This is a genomic window from Sphingomonas sp. SRS2 (genome assembly GCF_000971055.1).
In the GTDB taxonomy this organism is placed as follows: Bacteria; Pseudomonadota; Alphaproteobacteria; order Sphingomonadales; family Sphingomonadaceae; genus Rhizorhabdus.
Genome location: NZ_LARW01000103.1, coordinates 1 through 14,025 on the forward strand (window position 1 = coordinate 1; position 14,025 = coordinate 14,025).

A 14,025-nucleotide genomic window follows, 5' to 3' on the forward strand; every position below is an offset into this window, starting at 1 on the left:
CGCCACCCCACGGCCCGCCCTCACTGAGCAAAGGCCGCGGCGTCATTCCGCTGCTGTCATTCTCGTTCATGAAAATCATTATAGGAGCGGATCGGCGGAAAAACAGTGGGTGTTTCCGTCATGACCCTTTATTCGCTCCGACATGGAAATGTCTGAATCGCTCCCCGCCGCGCTCGACGGTGTCATCGACCCCATCAGCGGCAAGGGCCTGATCGCCGGTGGCCGGGCCTCCGAACCCCGTTTCGACGACGGAACCGTCAGCGTCGTCATCGACGTGACCGGCCTGTCGGGCGACGCGCGCAGCAAGCTCGAAACCGCGATCAAGCAGGCGCTGATCGCGGTGCCGGGGGTCGACACGGTGCGTGTCGCGATGACCGCCGAGAAGAAAGGCCGCAAGATCATCGCGGTCGGATCGGGCAAGGGCGGAGTCGGCAAGTCGACCCTGTCGGCCAATCTGGCGGTGGCGCTGAATCGGCTCGGCAAGAAGGTCGGCCTCGTCGACGCCGATATCTACGGCCCCTCGCAGCCCCGGCTACTGTCGACCGAGGGGATGCGCCCGACCGCACAGGGCCAAAAGATGGACCCGGTGATGTCGCCGCACGGCGTGCCGATGCTGTCGATGGGCCAGCTGGTGAAGCCGGGCCAGGCGATCGCGTGGCGCGGGCCGATGGCGGCGAACGCACTGGGCCAGCTGATCGATGCCGAATGGGGCGATGTCGACCTGCTGATCCTCGATCTGCCGCCCGGCACCGGCGACGTCCAGCTCACCATGGTGCAGAAATACAAGCCCGCCGGTGCGATCATCGTCTCGACGCCGCAGGACCTCGCGCTGATGGATGCGACCCGGGCGATCGACTTCTTCCGCCAGGGCAATGTCCCGATCATCGGCATGGTCGAAAATATGGCGGGCTATGCCTGCCCGCATTGCGGAGAGATCTCCGATCCGTTCGGCAGCGGCGGCGCGCAGGCGGCGGCGATGTCGATGGAGCTCGACTTCCTCGGCCGCGTCCCGCTCGACATCGGCATCCGCACCAGTTCCGACGCGGGGGTCCCGCCCGCCACCGACGAGGCGGATACGATCTTCCGGCCGCTCGCCGAAAAGATCGTCGCCTGGTTGAACCCGGCGAAGCCTGCATCATTTAGCTAAGGGATAGCCAACCGAAGGAATTGTCATGCCGCTCCAGACAGACCAGGACATCGCCGCGCTGCTCACCAACGCGAAAACGATCGCGATGGTAGGGGCGAGCGACCGGCCCGACCGGCCGAGCTTCGGCGTCATGCGCTTCCTGCTGTCGCGCGGCTACAAGGTGATCCCGGTCAATCCGCAACTCGCGGGCCAGTCTATCCATGGCGAGACCGTCATCGCGACGCTGGCCGAGATCGGTGAGAAGATCGACATCGTCGACATTTTCCGCAACTCGACGGCGGCAGGCCCGGCGATCGACGATGCGATCGCCGCCGGTGCGGACGCGGTATGGACCCAGCTCGGCGTGTTCAACGACGAAGCCGTCGCGCGCGCCGAGGCGGCGGGACTGAAGGCGGTGGTCAACCGCTGCCCGGCGATCGAAATTCGCCGGCTCGGACTGTAGCTTCGTCCGGCAGTGGCCCTCGCGCCGCCGTTCCGCTATCCTGAAAAAAAATAGGGTGGAGGATATATGCTGGGGGCGATGCAGGATTGGCCGCTGCGGCTGGAACGGCTGATCGATCATGCCGCGCGCGAACATGGACCGCGGGAGATTGTCACCCGCTGGGCCGATGGCAGCATCGAGCGGACCAACTGGGCCGGCATCCATCGCGACGCCCGCCGGCTGGCGCAGGCGCTGACCGCACTCGGCATCGCACAGGGCGACCGGGTCGCCACGCTGGCCGCGAACCATGCCCGCCACCTCGTGTCGTGGTTCGGGACGATCGGGGCTGGGGCCGTGATCCACACGATCAACCCGCGGCTGTTCGATGAGCAGATCGTCTATATCGCCAATCACGCGCAGGACCGCGTCCTCTTCTATGATCATGCCTATGCGGAGATCGTCGAGCGGCTGAAGCCGCGTTTCGATACGATTGAGCATTTTATCTGCTTCAATCCCCCGGCAGGCGATGGCGGCTTCGAGGCGCTGATCGCCCCCCATGACGGCCGTTACATCTGGCCCGAGGGCGACGAGCGCGCGCCCGCCATGCTCTGCTACACCAGTGGGACGACCGGGAATCCCAAGGGCGTCCTCTACGAGCATCGTTCGCAGATGCTGCACAGCTTCATCCAGGCGACGCCGGACATGTTCGCTCTGGCGGCCCGCTCGGCGGTGCTGCCGGTCACGCCCATGTTCCATGCCGGCGCATGGGGCCTGCCTTTCGCCGCAGCGATGACCGGTGCGAAGATGGTGCTGTCGATCAGCAACGAGCCCGCCATACTCCACCGCCTGATCATCGACGAGCAGGTTACGCATAGTTGCGGGGTACCGGTGATCTGGTTGACGATGCTGCAGCATGTCGAGCGCGAGGGGGGCGATTTCGGCCGGTTGAGCAATATCACCTGTGGCGGGTCGGCGGCGCCGCGCGCGATGATCGCGGCCTATATGGATCGCGGTATCCACTTCACCCATCTCTGGGGCATGACCGAGATGTCGCCGGTCGGCACGGTCGCGGCGCTGCCCGCCGACTGGGACGAGCTGGACCGCGAGGCGAAGCTCGACCTTCTCACGAAACAGGGCTTCTCCGCATTCGGCGTCGAACTCCGCATCATCGACGACGAGGACCGCGTCCTGCCCCGCGACGGCGTGACGTCGGGCCGCTTACAGACGCGCGGCGCCTGGGTCATCGCGCGCTATTTCCGCGCCGACAGCGATGCGATCGACAGCGAAAACTGGTTCGACACCGGCGATATCGCGGTCATCCACCCCGATGGCGCGCTCCAGCTCACCGACCGCGCGAAGGACGTGATCAAGTCAGGCGGCGAATGGATCAGCTCGGTCGAGCTCGAAAACGCCGCGATCGCCTGCCCCTGCGTCGCCGAGGCTGCCGCGATCGGCGTATTCCATCCCAAGTGGGACGAGCGGCCCCTGCTGCTCTGCGTTGCCAAGCCGGGTATCGAACCCTCGGCAGACCGGGTTCGCGAGGTGCTAAGCAGCCGGGTCGCGAAATGGTGGCTGCCCGACGAGATATTGTTTGTCGACGAACTGCCGCACACCGGGACCGGCAAGCTGCTCAAGACTGAATTGCGAGAGCGATACCGCGACCACAAGCTGCCGGGAGTTTAGGCTCGGTTCCACCGACGTTGACGCGGCGCCGACTGCTCCCCGGCTTACCGTATAGCGGCTTTCGCCGCATGATCGGCGAGGCGATCGACGGCGGCGGCATGGATGGCCGGCGCAGTCGCCAGCACGCCGAACTGCTCGCCCTTGGTGCTGTTGTAGCGCAGCGGATTGCCGAAGGCGTCGGTGACGGTGGCGCCCGCCTCCTGCGCGATCAGCGCGGCCGCGGCGATGTCCCATTCATTGCCCCAGCGGATCGTTGCGAGCAGATCGGCTTCATCCGCCGCTACCATGGCAATCCTGAGTGCGATCGAATTGGGCTTGGCGACGGCCACGAGATCACCATCGCGGCGCGGTAAGGTATCGGCGGGCACCCGCGCCCCGGGAAGCGAGAGCCGTCGCGACGACCGGATCGGCACGCCGTTGCGGGTGGCGCCCTGGCCGAAGCGGGCCCGCCAATGCTCGCCCCGCGCCGGCGCGTCGAGCACGCCGAGCACCGGGCGGCCGCCCTCGACCAGCGCGATCGACACTGCCCAGCCTTCGCGACCGCGCACATAATCGCGCGTGCCGTCGATCGGATCGACCACCCAGACGCGCACGCAGTTGAGGCGGTCGGCGCTGTCGGCGGTCTCTTCGGACAGCCAGCCCGCCTCGGGATCGATCGCCATAAGCCGTTCGCGCAGCAGTGCATCGGCGGCGAGGTCGATGTCGCAGACCGGACTGCCCGGCGTCTTGTCCCAATATTTGAAGTCGCCGCGCCACGAGGCGTGCGCCATCGCGCCGACTTCGGTCGCGACCGCGCTTACCGCTTCGAGAAGGTTTTCAGGCACCAGCGACCATCATCCCGTCGATACGTATCGTCGGGGCATCAACCGACCGGCGGAAGACAAGATCCGACGCGGGGGTCAGTTCGCGGAACATATCGGTGAGATTGCCCGCCACGGTGATCTCGGCGACCGGCTCACACAGTTGCCCGTCGCGGATCACGAAGCCCGATGCGCCCCGGCTGTAATCGCCGGTAACGCCGTTGACGCCCTGCCCGATCAGTTCGGTGACGAAGACGCCCAGCTTGATGTCGGCGATCAGATCGTCGGGCGAGAGCGTTCCCGCCTCCAGATAGAGATTGGTCAGGCCGGTTCCCGGAGGTCCGCCCACGCCACGCGTCGCATGGCCGGTGGGCTCAAGACCCAATTGCCGCGCCGAAGCCGAATCCATGATCCACCCGGTCAGCACGCCGTCGGCGATGATGTCGCGCGGATTGGTCGGCAGGCCCTCACCATCGAACGGCTTCGACCGGAGCCCGCGCGCGCGATGCGGATCGTCGCGGATGAAGATGCCTTTGGCGAAGACCTCCTTGCCGAGCTTGTCGAGCAGGAAGCTGGTGCGCCGCGCCACCGCAGATCCGGTGATCGCGCCCGCCAGATGGCCGAGCAGCCCCGAACCGACGCGCGGGTCATAGACCACCGGCATCGCACCGCTCGACAATTTGCCGGGATTCAATCGTTTTACCGCACGGTCGCCCGCACGCTGGCCGATCGCCTGGGCATCCTCCAGATCGGTCAGGTGCCGCGACGAATGATAGGCATAGTCGCGCTGCATGCCCCCGCCCTCGCCCGCGATGACGCTCGCCGAGCAGCCATAGCCGCTGGTCGAATAGCCGCGCGCGAAGCCGGCGCTGGTCGCCAGCGCGATCACGGTGCGGCTGGCCGACGCGCCCGCGCCTTCGCTGTTGGTGACGCCTCTCACGCCGCGCGCCGCATCTTCGGCGGCTTCGGCGCGGACGCGCAGCTCGGCCGGCGAAGGATCGGCATTGTCGTCGCCGTCGACATCGACGGTTGGGCCGCGCAGCAGCCGGTCTTCCGGGGCGAGCCCCGCAAACGGATCTTCAGGCGCCTCGCGCGCCATCGCTACGGCACGCTCGACCAGCGCGCCCAGCGCATCAGCCGAAAGATCGGACGAGGATACGCTCGCCGACCGGCTGCCGACGAAGAGGCGCAGGCCGATCTCCTCTCCCTCCGACCGCTCGACATCCTCGAGCGCGCCAAGGCGCACCGAAATCTGGGTCGCGGCATTGCAGATATACACCGCATCGGCGGCGTCGGCCCCAGCCCTGCGGGCGGCGGCGACGAGATCGGCGGTGCGGGCTTCGGCTTCAGAGATGCTCAGCATGCGGGGGACTTAGGTATCGAGGCCGCGAAGGTCAAAGCCTAAAGGCTATTTGTTCAGGCGGTGCTGCCAACCACAAGGCAGCCGAGGAACATCAGCAGCCCCGCGAACCGGTTCGAGCGGAACTTGGCAAGTGCATCGGCGGAATCGCCGGTCCGCAGCCGGGCGACTTGCCAGACGAGATGCAGCCCGACCGGGAGCAGCGCGGCGAGGGCGAGCAGTTGCGGCCGGACCTGCCACAGCGCCGATATCCAGCAGCCGATCGCGATCAGATAGCATAGCCCTATCCCGCTGCGCGCATGGCGGCCGAGCGCCCGGGCCGAGGATTTCACCCCCGCAAGCGCATCATCCTCGATATCCTGCAGCGCGTAGATGGTGTCATAACCGATCACCCAGAACACCGAACCGGCGAAGAGCAGCCACATTGGAGGCGCGAAGCCGCCGGCCACCGCCGGCCAGCCGACCAGCGCGGCCCATGAGAAGACGATACCGAGCCATGCCTGTGGCCACCAGGTGATCCGCTTCATGAAAGGATAGGCGGCGACCGCGCCAAGGCTGGCGACCGCGGTGATTGCGGCGGTGAGGTTGAACTGCACGAGGATGACAAGGCCGATCAGGCAGAGCAGGCCGAGCCACGCCCACGCCGCCTTCAGGCCGACCCGTCCGCTGGCAACAGGCCGCGCGGCGGTGCGCGCCACCTTACGGTCGAGATCGCGATCGACGATGTCGTTATAGACGCAGCCCGCGCCGCGCATGACGATAGCGCCCAGCCCCATCCAAAGAATGAGATCCCAGCGATCGGCGGCGTGCCCCGCGAGCGCGATCACCCAGGCCCCGGGCCAGAACAGCAGCCAGGCGCCGATCGGCCGGTCGAAGCGCGCGAGCAGCCAATAGGGCCGCGAACCGGTCGGCAGGTGCCGCACCAGCCCCCGATATTCGCTGTCGGGTACGATTTCCTCGACTTCCTGAGCCATGGGCGGCAGGTAGGGCAAAAGCCCCATCTTCGGAAGTCCCATGGCCCAAACCCCTGCCTGGCCGCCCGCCAGCCTGACCCGCCTGTTCGTCGACCAGCCGCTGTCCCAAGGGATGGCGCTGACGATCGACGGCGGGCAGGCGCATTATCTGGGCGCGGTGATGCGGTTGAAGGCGGGCGACCAGATCGCGCTGTTCGACGATCGCACCGGCGAATGGCGCGCCGGGATCGAGCAGGTCGGCAAACGCGCCGTCGCGGTGCGTATCGTGGAGCGGATGCGCGAGCGCGAGGCCGTCCCCGATCTCTGGCTGCTCGCCGCGCCGATCAAAAAGGGCCGGATCGACTGGATGGCCGAAAAGGCGTGCGAGCTCGGCGTCGCGCGGCTGCAGCCCGTCATCACCCAGCGAACGATCGTCGACCGGCTCAATCTCGACCGGCTGCGCGCGCACATGATCGAGGCCGCCGAGCAGTGCGAGCGTACCGCGCTGCCGATGCTGGACGAACCCGTAAAGCTGGCGCAGCTGCTCAAGGCCTGGCCGGAAGACCGCGCGCTGATTTTCGCCGATGAAGAAGGCGGCGTGCCCATGGCCGCAGCGGCGAAGCCCGGCCCGGCGGCGATCCTGATCGGGCCGGAGGGCGGCTTCACCGATGGCGAGCGCGCGGCGATCAAGGCTCTGCCCCAGGCCACCGGCGTCTCCCTCGGTCCGCGCATATTGCGCGCGGACACGGCGATGGCGGCGGCGGTGTCATTGTGGATGGGGCTGGCGGGGGATTGGCGATAAGCTCGACCAACCTTGCCGCCATGCCGGCGAAGGCTGGCATCTCAGGCGATTAGAGCGGCAGATCATCTCCCGGGGATGCCCGTCTCCACCGGCATGACGATAGAGCCCGGCGCGCAAATTCACGGGCAAACCACTAGCCACGTACCGATCGGTCCGCTATGGGCGCGCGATGAGCACGCGTAAGGCAGCCGACGGCGCAGATCCCATCATCGAGTCCCGCGACGACCTGATCTCGGTCTTCGCCGGGGGCGAAAAACCCAAGCAGAATTGGCGCATCGGCACCGAACATGAGAAGTTCGTATTCTTCGAGGATTCGCATCGCGCGCCATCCTATGAGGAGCGCGGCGGCATCCATGCCCTGCTGATCGGCCTGACGAAATATGGCTGGGAACCGGTCTATGAGGGCGACAACATCATCGCGCTCGCGGGCCCCGACGGCAATGTGAGCCTGGAGCCCGCCGGCCAGTTCGAACTGTCCGGGGCCCCGCTCGACAATCTCCATCAGACCTGTGCCGAGACCGGCCGTCACCTCGATCAGGTGAAGGCGATCGGCGAGAAGCTGGGCATCGGCTTCCTCGGCCTGGGCCTATGGCCCGACAAGAGCCGCGAGGAGCTGCCGATCATGCCCAAGGGCCGGTACGACATCATGCTGCGCCATATGCCGCGCGTCGGCACGATGGGGCTCGATATGATGCTGCGCACCTGCACCATCCAGACCAACCTCGACTATTCGAGCGAGGCCGACATGGTGCGCAAGTTCCGGCTTAGCCTTGCGCTCCAGCCGCTCGCCACGGCCCTGTTCGCCAGCTCGCCCTTTCTCGACGGCAAGCCGAACGGCTTTCTAAGCTATCGCAGCCATATCTGGACCGACACCGATCCGCACCGCACTGGCATGCTGCCCTTCGTGTTCGAGGACGGCTTCGGTTATGAGCGCTACGCCGATTACATGCTCGACGTGCCGATGTATTTCGCCTTCCGCGACGGCTATGTCGACGCCGCCGGGCTGAGCTTCCGCGATTTCATGGACGGCAAGCTGTCGGTGCTGCCGGGCGAGAAGCCGACGGTCGCCGACTGGACCGACCATCTCTCGACCGCCTTCCCCGAGGTGCGGCTGAAGAGCTTCCTCGAAATGCGCGGCGCCGATGGCGGACCGCATAGCCGGATCTGCGCCCTGCCCGCCTTCTGGGTCGGCCTGCTCTATGACGACGACGCGATGGAGGCGGCGTGGGATCTGGTCAAGCACTGGACGATCGAGGACCATCACCGCATCCGCGCCGAAGTGCCGAGGCTCGGCCTGAAGGCCATCGGCCCGCGCGGGCGCAACTTCCAGGAACTCGGCAAGATCATCCTCGATATCGCCGCATCGGGTCTCAAGGCGCGCGCCCGGCTCAACTCGATGGGCGAGGACGAGACCGGCTATCTGGCGCCGCTGCGCGAGATCGTCGCGAGCGGCAAGACCCCGGCGGATCGGCTGCTCGACCTTTATCACGGCCCCTGGGGCGGCGATATGAGCCACGTCTATCGGGATGTGCGCTTTTAGGTTCAAGCTTCGCTGAGATGGCCGCGCAGCCCGCTTCCCAACATCCGATGCGCCAATCAAAAGCGTGACGCGCATGCAACAGTCGTGGGTTAATGCTGCGCCGAACCGATGCAGCAAGCGCTTTTGGAAGAGTCCGCTGGCACGCCCCGGGCCGCTGGGCTAAGCAGCCGCTACTACGTCGGCAGGAGACATCCGCAAATGCGGGGCTTCGCAGGAGAGGAATGCACCGGTGAAAGTCCGGTACGGCGTGCAGGACGTGGTAGCTGCGGTAAAATCGGGGATTGGGAGACACCAATTCAGAGCCGGAAGGTCCGGCCCGCAGCACCCCATTTTCGGAAATCGCGACAATTTAAATCCGCTTCCGGAGATGCCCTGGATGCGTCCGACGCCCTTTTCCCGTCGGATCGCGGCCTGCGAGGCCGGTGCAGTGGTAAATCCATCGTCAATCTTTGCCGCCTGCCCCCAGCAAACCGCACCAGAACATCGACGCGATAGCGGGATACATCCTGAACGGACCAGTCACCAATTCCTCCAACCAACGCGCAAGCTGCGGTCATTAGGCTTTGCTCCATCGGATCGAATGGAGTTTGGCGATGGCGGGATTCGGACAGACGAAGGCGATGAAGCTGGCAGGCGCGCTGGCGCTGGCGCTGGCCGCGCCTTTCGCGCAGGGGGCGACCGGCGTCGAAAACAATCTCGCGGCGCGGCTGCTCGCCAGCCATAATCGCGAACGCGCGTCGCTCGGCGTCCCGCCGCTCGCCTGGGATGCGAGCCTCGCCCGAGACGCGCAGGACTACGCATTCCACCTCGCCGAGGTCGGCCAGTTGATCCATTCGCAAGACGACCCCGCCGATCCCGATCCGCAGGGCGAAAATCTGTGGGCGGGCACCAGCGGCTATTATGGGCCCGAGGCGATGGTCGGCCTGTGGATCGACGAAAAGAAAGACTTCAAGCCCGGCATCTTCCCGAACAACAGCCTGAGCGGCGACCTCGAGCAGGTGGCCCACTATACCCAGCTGATGTGGCGCTCGTCCCGCGCGGTCGGTTGTGCCGCAGTGCGCGGCGCCGAGGACGATTTCCTGGTGTGCCGCTATAGCGAGGGCGGCAACGTGATCGGCGAAAAGCCGTTTTGATCTAGGCGTTGCTCAGGCCAAGGCGGAAATCGGCATGAAGCTGTCACCGCGACCCCGAATGTCATTCCCGCGGAAGCGGGAGTCCATCGAGGGCGTGGAGGGCGGCACATCCCCTTGAAATACCTCCATTCCCGCAGAGGCCCGCGGTCGCGAGACTGACGGTGATGGAGCGCTCGATTTTTCGGCGTGCCTCCGGTCCACAGGCAGGGAGATCCCAGCTTTCGCCGGGATGACGTCAGAATGGCAATGACGGCTTTATCAGCCCTTCGCTTGCTCGCCCTCGGGCTGCGTTCCGTTGCGGCGATAGGTGACGCGCGCGACGCCGCCGATCAGGCCGAAGCCGAGCATCAGCTGAACCCAGGTGGACGGCTCGGGCACGCCGGCAGGACCGCTCGGAGGCATGTAGACGGTTGGCGGCACGAAGATTCTCGGGGTCAGCGGCACCGCGGGATCGGGCGGCGGCGCTTCGGCGACCTGGATCGCGGTGGGCGGGGGCGGGACCGGGCTGACCGTGGGAAGGTTCGACAGCGCGAAGGGCGTGACCGTCGGGCACGGCGTTTCGGCCGACGCGACCTGAATGCCTTCGGGGCGGATACGCGTCTTGGGCTTGGCATATTGGCGCGGCTGGGTAGCTTTGTGCACCGCATCCCGGACCTGAGGAACGCCCAGGCTCAACGCCGTGGTGCCCGCGACCGGACAGACACAGGTCATGAGCAACTTGGCCGCTTTTGACGCAACAGCTTCCTTCAACATGAAGAACTACCCCAATACACCCCGCGCTACTAGGCGCGGCCCGCTATTACCATATCTCGCCGCAAGTTCAAAACCCTTGGCGTTAACAACTGCAACACGCCTGCCCTTGTGATCTTAGAACAATATGAACCCTTATCGACTATTCCGCCACGCGACCTTCGGCTATGCCCGGTCAGGAACAGCGACTATCGCCACCCGGCCGCCTGGCTTGGGATCGGCGGAAGCGCGATATTGTGCATATCATGTTGAGATGGCGTAAATCCTTGGGCGATAAGACGGGGGACATGACGGGACGACCGATCGTCGGGGACGCGGGCCGCTATGGCTGGGCCGATCTCGTCCCGCTGCGCGATGCGCTGGCCCGGCACTGGCTGCTCACGATCGGCGTGCTGCTGCTGGTCCTGCCAACCATGTACAGTGTCGCGACGGAGAACTGGTCGACCGAGCAGGGCGCCCATGGCCCGATCGTGCTCGCGACTGGCCTATGGCTGTTCTGGCGGCGCTGGAGCGAAGTGGGCGCGCTCTCCGCCCCCGGCGACACGCGGATCGCCGGGCTCGGCTATGTGATCGCGGCGCCGGTCTATATCGCCGCGCGGATCATCAACGTCGTCGAGGTCGAAGGCTTCATGATGTATGCGCTGCTGCTGATCACCGCCTATTGGCTGATCGGCTTCGCCCCGCTGCGCGCGATGTGGTTCCCGATCATCTATATCTTCTTCATCTTCCCGCCGCCGGATTCGGTGGTGACGATGATCACCCAGCCGCTCAAGATCGGCATATCGGAGACCGCGATCGACCTGCTCTACACGCTCGGCTATCCGATCGCCGGGTCCGGGGTGACGATCATCATCGGCCAGTATCAGCTGCTGATCGCCGCCGCCTGCGCGGGGCTCAATTCGCTGATCAGCCTGTCGGCAATCGGACTGTTCTACATCTACATCCGGCACAATGCGAACTGGCGTTACGCGGTGCTGCTGATGCTGGCGATCGTGCCGGTGGCGATCATGGCCAATTTCATCCGGGTTCTCGCGCTGATCCTGATCACCCATTATCTGGGTGACGAGGCGGCGCAGGGCTTCCTGCACAATTTCTCGGGAATCACGATGTTCCTCTTCTCGGTGCTCGGCATCTTCGGGGTCGACGCGCTCGCCTCGCCGCTGCGCCACCGGCTTGCGGGCAGGAAGGGGGCGGCATGAGCGACGATCGGGTCCTCGACGCGCTGCTGACGCGGCGGACGATGATCGCGGGCGGGCTGCTTGGCGCCGCGGCGGTCGTCGCCAATTCGCGCCGGCCCGACGAGCCCTTCCGCATGCTCCAGCGCGGCAAGCTCGACGCGCTCTTCCCGAAGACGGTGGGCGACTGGGAATATAAGACCGACAGCGGCCTCGTCCTCCCGCCAGAGGACGAATTGCGCGACCGGCTCTACAGCCGCGTGCTGACCCGCTATTACGCCGCGCCCAACCAGATGCCGATCATGTTCCTGGTCGCGTACAGCAGCGAGCAGGACGGCATGCTGCAGGTCCACCGGCCGGAAATCTGCTATCCGGCGGCGGGCTATGAGGTGATGCAGCAGCGCTTCATCCCGCTCGATGTCGGCGGAGGCCTGACTATTCCCGGCCATTATCTCAACGCGCGCAGCACCAGCCGGCAGGAGCAGTTGATCTACTGGACCCGCATCGGCAATGATTTCCCGACGCGCTGGTGGGCGCAGCACTGGGCGGTCGCGAAGGAGAATCTCAAGGGCCGCGTGCCCGACGGCGTCCTCGTCCGCATCTCCACCTCAGCGCCTGACGACAAGACCGCGATGACAGCGCTGACGCGGTTCATCCCGAAAATGCTGGAACAGCTGTCGCCAACCGCACGGCGCGTCCTGTTCGGCGAGGCCGGCGCGCCACTGCCAGGTAAATAGGCTGCCGCCGTCAGCCCTTGTCGAGGGGACGGAGCGCGAAATGTATATAGGTGAGCGTCGCGGCGAGGATCGCTACGGCGAGGAGGTGATAGACCCAGCCGCGCCCGCCGACGGCCTCGTTGCCGAAGTAATTCGTAACAGCGCAGCCCGCCGAGGCGGCGAGATATTGCAGCATCGAATCCCGGGGCGGCGCGTCGCGGCTGGATCGTTGCAGGAACAGCACGACCAGTCCGGCAAAGATCGCCACGGTGATCCAATCGTAAATTGTTTCCAATTCAGCGCCCTCCATGCCGAATTGGTGCCATACAGGCTTGTCGCCGGGGCTGGCAATCATGTAGCAACTTGCAATATTACTTTAATCAGACTGCTGTCGGGGGACGTGAAGTGAAGGTAAAGGCTGCACTTTTGAGTAGCGCGCTCGTCGCGGGCCTGCTCGTCACGGGTTGCCAGAAGGCGCCCAAGGGCCAGGTTATCGCCATCGTCAACGGCGATGAGATTTCGCAAGCCGAGCTCAACGCCGAAATGCAGGGCGTTACCATTCCCGACACCGCCAACCGTGACAAGCTGCGCCGCGAGGTGCTGCAGCGGCTCGTCGATCGTAAGCTGATCGTCCAGAAGGCCCGCGAGCAGGGCCTCGACAAGACCCCCGAATTCGTTTCCCAGCAGCGCCGGCTCGAGGAGAACCTCCTCGTCAGCATGCTCGGCCAGAAGATCGCCGCGACGGTGCCGATGCCCGACGATCGCGACATCACCCAATATATCGTCGACAACCCCACCCAGTTCGGTAGCCGCGAACGGCTGCTGCTCGATCAGATCCAGTTCCAGGCGCCCAAGGACGTCAGGAAGCTGATGATGCTGAAGGACGCGCATTCGCTCGACGATATCGCCGCGGGCGTTCAGAAGCTCGGCCTCGCCTTCTCGCGCGGCAAGGGCGTGATCGACACCGGCCGTCTCGATCCGCAGCTGACCAATGTGATCAACAAGCTGCCGCCGGGCGAGCCTTTCGTGCTGCCGTCGAACGGCCAGTATATCGCGAGCGTTATCGTCGGTCGCGATTCGACACCGACGCCGTCGCCGGTCGCCAAGCAGGCCGCCGCCGAGATGGTCCGCCGTAACGAGCTGGTCGCCGAGAGCCGCGCCCAGGTCGCCCGCGCCCGCTCGACCGCGGAGATCCAGTATCAGCCGGGCTTCGAACCCGACAAATCGGCAATCAAGGCCAGCCAGGCGAAGAAGGAAGCCGAGAAGAAGTAAGGCTTTCCTGTTATGCCATCCCGGCGAATGCCGGGAGCTTGGATAATAGCGGCCTTCCTTTCTGCGTCATTCCCGCGAAGGCGGGAATCCATGGAAAGGTGATGCCGTAAGCTGGATGATCCGCCGTCGATAGCTCCCTCGTTTTCGCGAGGATGACGGTCTGAGGCGGCGGCCATTCCACGAAGATCCGGGACAGGCCCAGGATCCGAGCCTATCCTGCCTCCACCCCATCTCTCGTCATGCCGGCCTGCGCTGGCGTGACGGAGCAGGATG

14 protein-coding genes are annotated in these 14,025 nt (G+C 65.6%); 9 read left to right on the forward strand and 5 right to left on the reverse strand.

Annotation, left to right across the window (positions count from 1 at the left end; genetic code table 11):
• Positions 1–142: 142 nt before the first annotated feature.
• From WP12_RS15325 to WP12_RS15335, 3 genes are all read left to right on the forward strand, one after another.
• Positions 143–1,147, forward strand: a complete 1,005-nt coding sequence (locus WP12_RS15325) for an Mrp/NBP35 family ATP-binding protein (RefSeq protein ID WP_046194555.1) — start codon at positions 143–145, stop codon at positions 1,145–1,147.
• Positions 1,148–1,172: 25 nt separating this feature from the next.
• Complete coding sequence (locus tag WP12_RS15330) at positions 1,173–1,589, forward strand: CoA-binding protein (protein WP_046194556.1); 417 nt, start codon at positions 1,173–1,175, stop codon at positions 1,587–1,589.
• 66 nt (positions 1,590–1,655) lie between these two features.
• Positions 1,656–3,251 carry a long-chain fatty acid--CoA ligase gene (locus WP12_RS15335; protein WP_046194557.1) on the forward strand — a complete coding sequence of 532 codons (1,596 nt, stop codon included), beginning with the start codon at positions 1,656–1,658 and terminating at the stop codon, positions 3,249–3,251.
• A gap of 44 nt (positions 3,252–3,295) precedes the next feature.
• Here the strand turns inward: WP12_RS15335 and WP12_RS15340 are convergent, their stop codons facing one another.
• From WP12_RS15340 to ubiA, 3 genes are read right to left on the reverse strand one after another with little or no spacing between them, the layout of a single operon-like run.
• Positions 3,296–4,075, reverse strand: a complete 780-nt coding sequence (locus WP12_RS15340; protein WP_084691183.1) for a 3'(2'),5'-bisphosphate nucleotidase CysQ — start codon at positions 4,073–4,075, stop codon at positions 3,296–3,298.
• Positions 4,068–5,414 (reverse strand): TldD/PmbA family protein, encoded by a 1,347-nt coding sequence (locus WP12_RS15345; RefSeq protein ID WP_046194559.1) that lies wholly within the window; start codon positions 5,412–5,414, stop codon positions 4,068–4,070. The genes WP12_RS15340 and WP12_RS15345 overlap by 8 nt, the downstream gene beginning before the upstream one ends.
• 53 nt (positions 5,415–5,467) lie before the next feature.
• A complete protein-coding gene (gene ubiA, locus WP12_RS15350) occupies positions 5,468–6,427 on the reverse strand; it encodes a 4-hydroxybenzoate octaprenyltransferase (protein ID WP_443027877.1) in 960 nt (319 codons plus the stop codon).
• Between ubiA and WP12_RS15355 the strand changes: the two genes are divergently transcribed.
• The 3 genes from WP12_RS15355 (at position 6,426) to WP12_RS15365 (ending at position 9,839) form a co-directional block, all read left to right on the forward strand.
• Complete coding sequence (locus WP12_RS15355; RefSeq protein WP_046194560.1) at positions 6,426–7,166, forward strand: 16S rRNA (uracil(1498)-N(3))-methyltransferase; 741 nt, start codon at positions 6,426–6,428, stop codon at positions 7,164–7,166. The two genes, ubiA and WP12_RS15355, sit on opposite strands and share 2 nt — an antisense overlap.
• 169 nt (positions 7,167–7,335) lie before the next feature.
• A complete protein-coding gene (locus tag WP12_RS15360) occupies positions 7,336–8,706 on the forward strand; it encodes a glutamate--cysteine ligase (RefSeq protein WP_046194561.1) in 1,371 nt (456 codons plus the stop codon).
• A 593-nt stretch (positions 8,707–9,299) separates the two neighbouring features.
• The gene (locus WP12_RS15365) at positions 9,300–9,839 is read left to right on the forward strand and encodes a CAP domain-containing protein (protein ID WP_052730428.1); all 540 of its coding nucleotides are present in this window, start codon (positions 9,300–9,302) and stop codon (positions 9,837–9,839) included.
• 258 nt (positions 9,840–10,097) lie between these two features.
• Here the strand turns inward: WP12_RS15365 and WP12_RS15370 are convergent, their stop codons facing one another.
• Positions 10,098–10,592 carry a PEPxxWA-CTERM sorting domain-containing protein gene (locus WP12_RS15370; protein ID WP_052730426.1) on the reverse strand — a complete coding sequence of 165 codons (495 nt, stop codon included), beginning with the start codon at positions 10,590–10,592 and terminating at the stop codon, positions 10,098–10,100.
• 284 nt (positions 10,593–10,876) lie between these two features.
• On the opposite strand from WP12_RS15370, the gene xrtV reads away from it, so the two are divergent.
• Together xrtV and epsI are read left to right on the forward strand one after the other, a co-directional pair.
• Entirely contained in the window at positions 10,877–11,788 is a 912-nt protein-coding gene (gene xrtV, locus WP12_RS15375) for an exosortase V (RefSeq protein WP_235399159.1), read from the forward strand.
• Positions 11,785–12,501 (forward strand): exosortase-associated protein EpsI, V-type, encoded by a 717-nt coding sequence (gene epsI, locus WP12_RS15380; RefSeq protein WP_046194562.1) that lies wholly within the window; start codon positions 11,785–11,787, stop codon positions 12,499–12,501. Before xrtV ends, epsI begins: the two co-directional genes overlap by 4 nt.
• A gap of 10 nt (positions 12,502–12,511) precedes the next feature.
• On the opposite strand, the gene WP12_RS15385 is transcribed toward epsI, so the two are convergent.
• Positions 12,512–12,775, reverse strand: a complete 264-nt coding sequence (locus tag WP12_RS15385) for an XrtV sorting system accessory protein (RefSeq protein WP_046194592.1) — start codon at positions 12,773–12,775, stop codon at positions 12,512–12,514.
• A gap of 131 nt (positions 12,776–12,906) precedes the next feature.
• Between WP12_RS15385 and WP12_RS15390 the strand changes: the two genes are divergently transcribed.
• Positions 12,907–13,752 (forward strand): SurA N-terminal domain-containing protein, encoded by an 846-nt coding sequence (locus WP12_RS15390; protein ID WP_235399160.1) that lies wholly within the window; start codon positions 12,907–12,909, stop codon positions 13,750–13,752.
• Positions 13,753–14,025 lie beyond the last annotated feature (273 nt).

Excerpts from the sequence above, each read along its gene's own strand:
- WP12_RS15330 (WP_046194556.1), top strand. The coding sequence starts at position 1,173 with ATGCCGCTCCAGACAGACCAGGACATCGCCGCGCTGCTCACCAACGCG.
- WP12_RS15370 (WP_052730426.1), bottom strand. The coding sequence starts at position 10,592 with ATGTTGAAGGAAGCTGTTGCGTCAAAAGCGGCCAAGTTGCTCATGACC.
- xrtV (WP_235399159.1), top strand. The coding sequence starts at position 10,877 with ATGACGGGACGACCGATCGTCGGGGACGCGGGCCGCTATGGCTGGGCC.
- ubiA (WP_443027877.1), bottom strand. The coding sequence starts at position 6,427 with ATGGGACTTCCGAAGATGGGGCTTTTGCCCTACCTGCCGCCCATGGCT.
- WP12_RS15335 (WP_046194557.1), top strand. The coding sequence starts at position 1,656 with ATGCTGGGGGCGATGCAGGATTGGCCGCTGCGGCTGGAACGGCTGATC.
- WP12_RS15345 (WP_046194559.1), bottom strand. The coding sequence starts at position 5,414 with ATGCTGAGCATCTCTGAAGCCGAAGCCCGCACCGCCGATCTCGTCGCC.
- WP12_RS15360 (WP_046194561.1), top strand. The coding sequence starts at position 7,336 with ATGAGCACGCGTAAGGCAGCCGACGGCGCAGATCCCATCATCGAGTCC.
- epsI (WP_046194562.1), top strand. The coding sequence starts at position 11,785 with ATGAGCGACGATCGGGTCCTCGACGCGCTGCTGACGCGGCGGACGATG.
- WP12_RS15355 (WP_046194560.1), top strand. The coding sequence starts at position 6,426 with ATGGCCCAAACCCCTGCCTGGCCGCCCGCCAGCCTGACCCGCCTGTTC.
- WP12_RS15325 (WP_046194555.1), top strand. The coding sequence starts at position 143 with ATGGAAATGTCTGAATCGCTCCCCGCCGCGCTCGACGGTGTCATCGAC.
- WP12_RS15365 (WP_052730428.1), top strand. The coding sequence starts at position 9,300 with ATGGCGGGATTCGGACAGACGAAGGCGATGAAGCTGGCAGGCGCGCTG.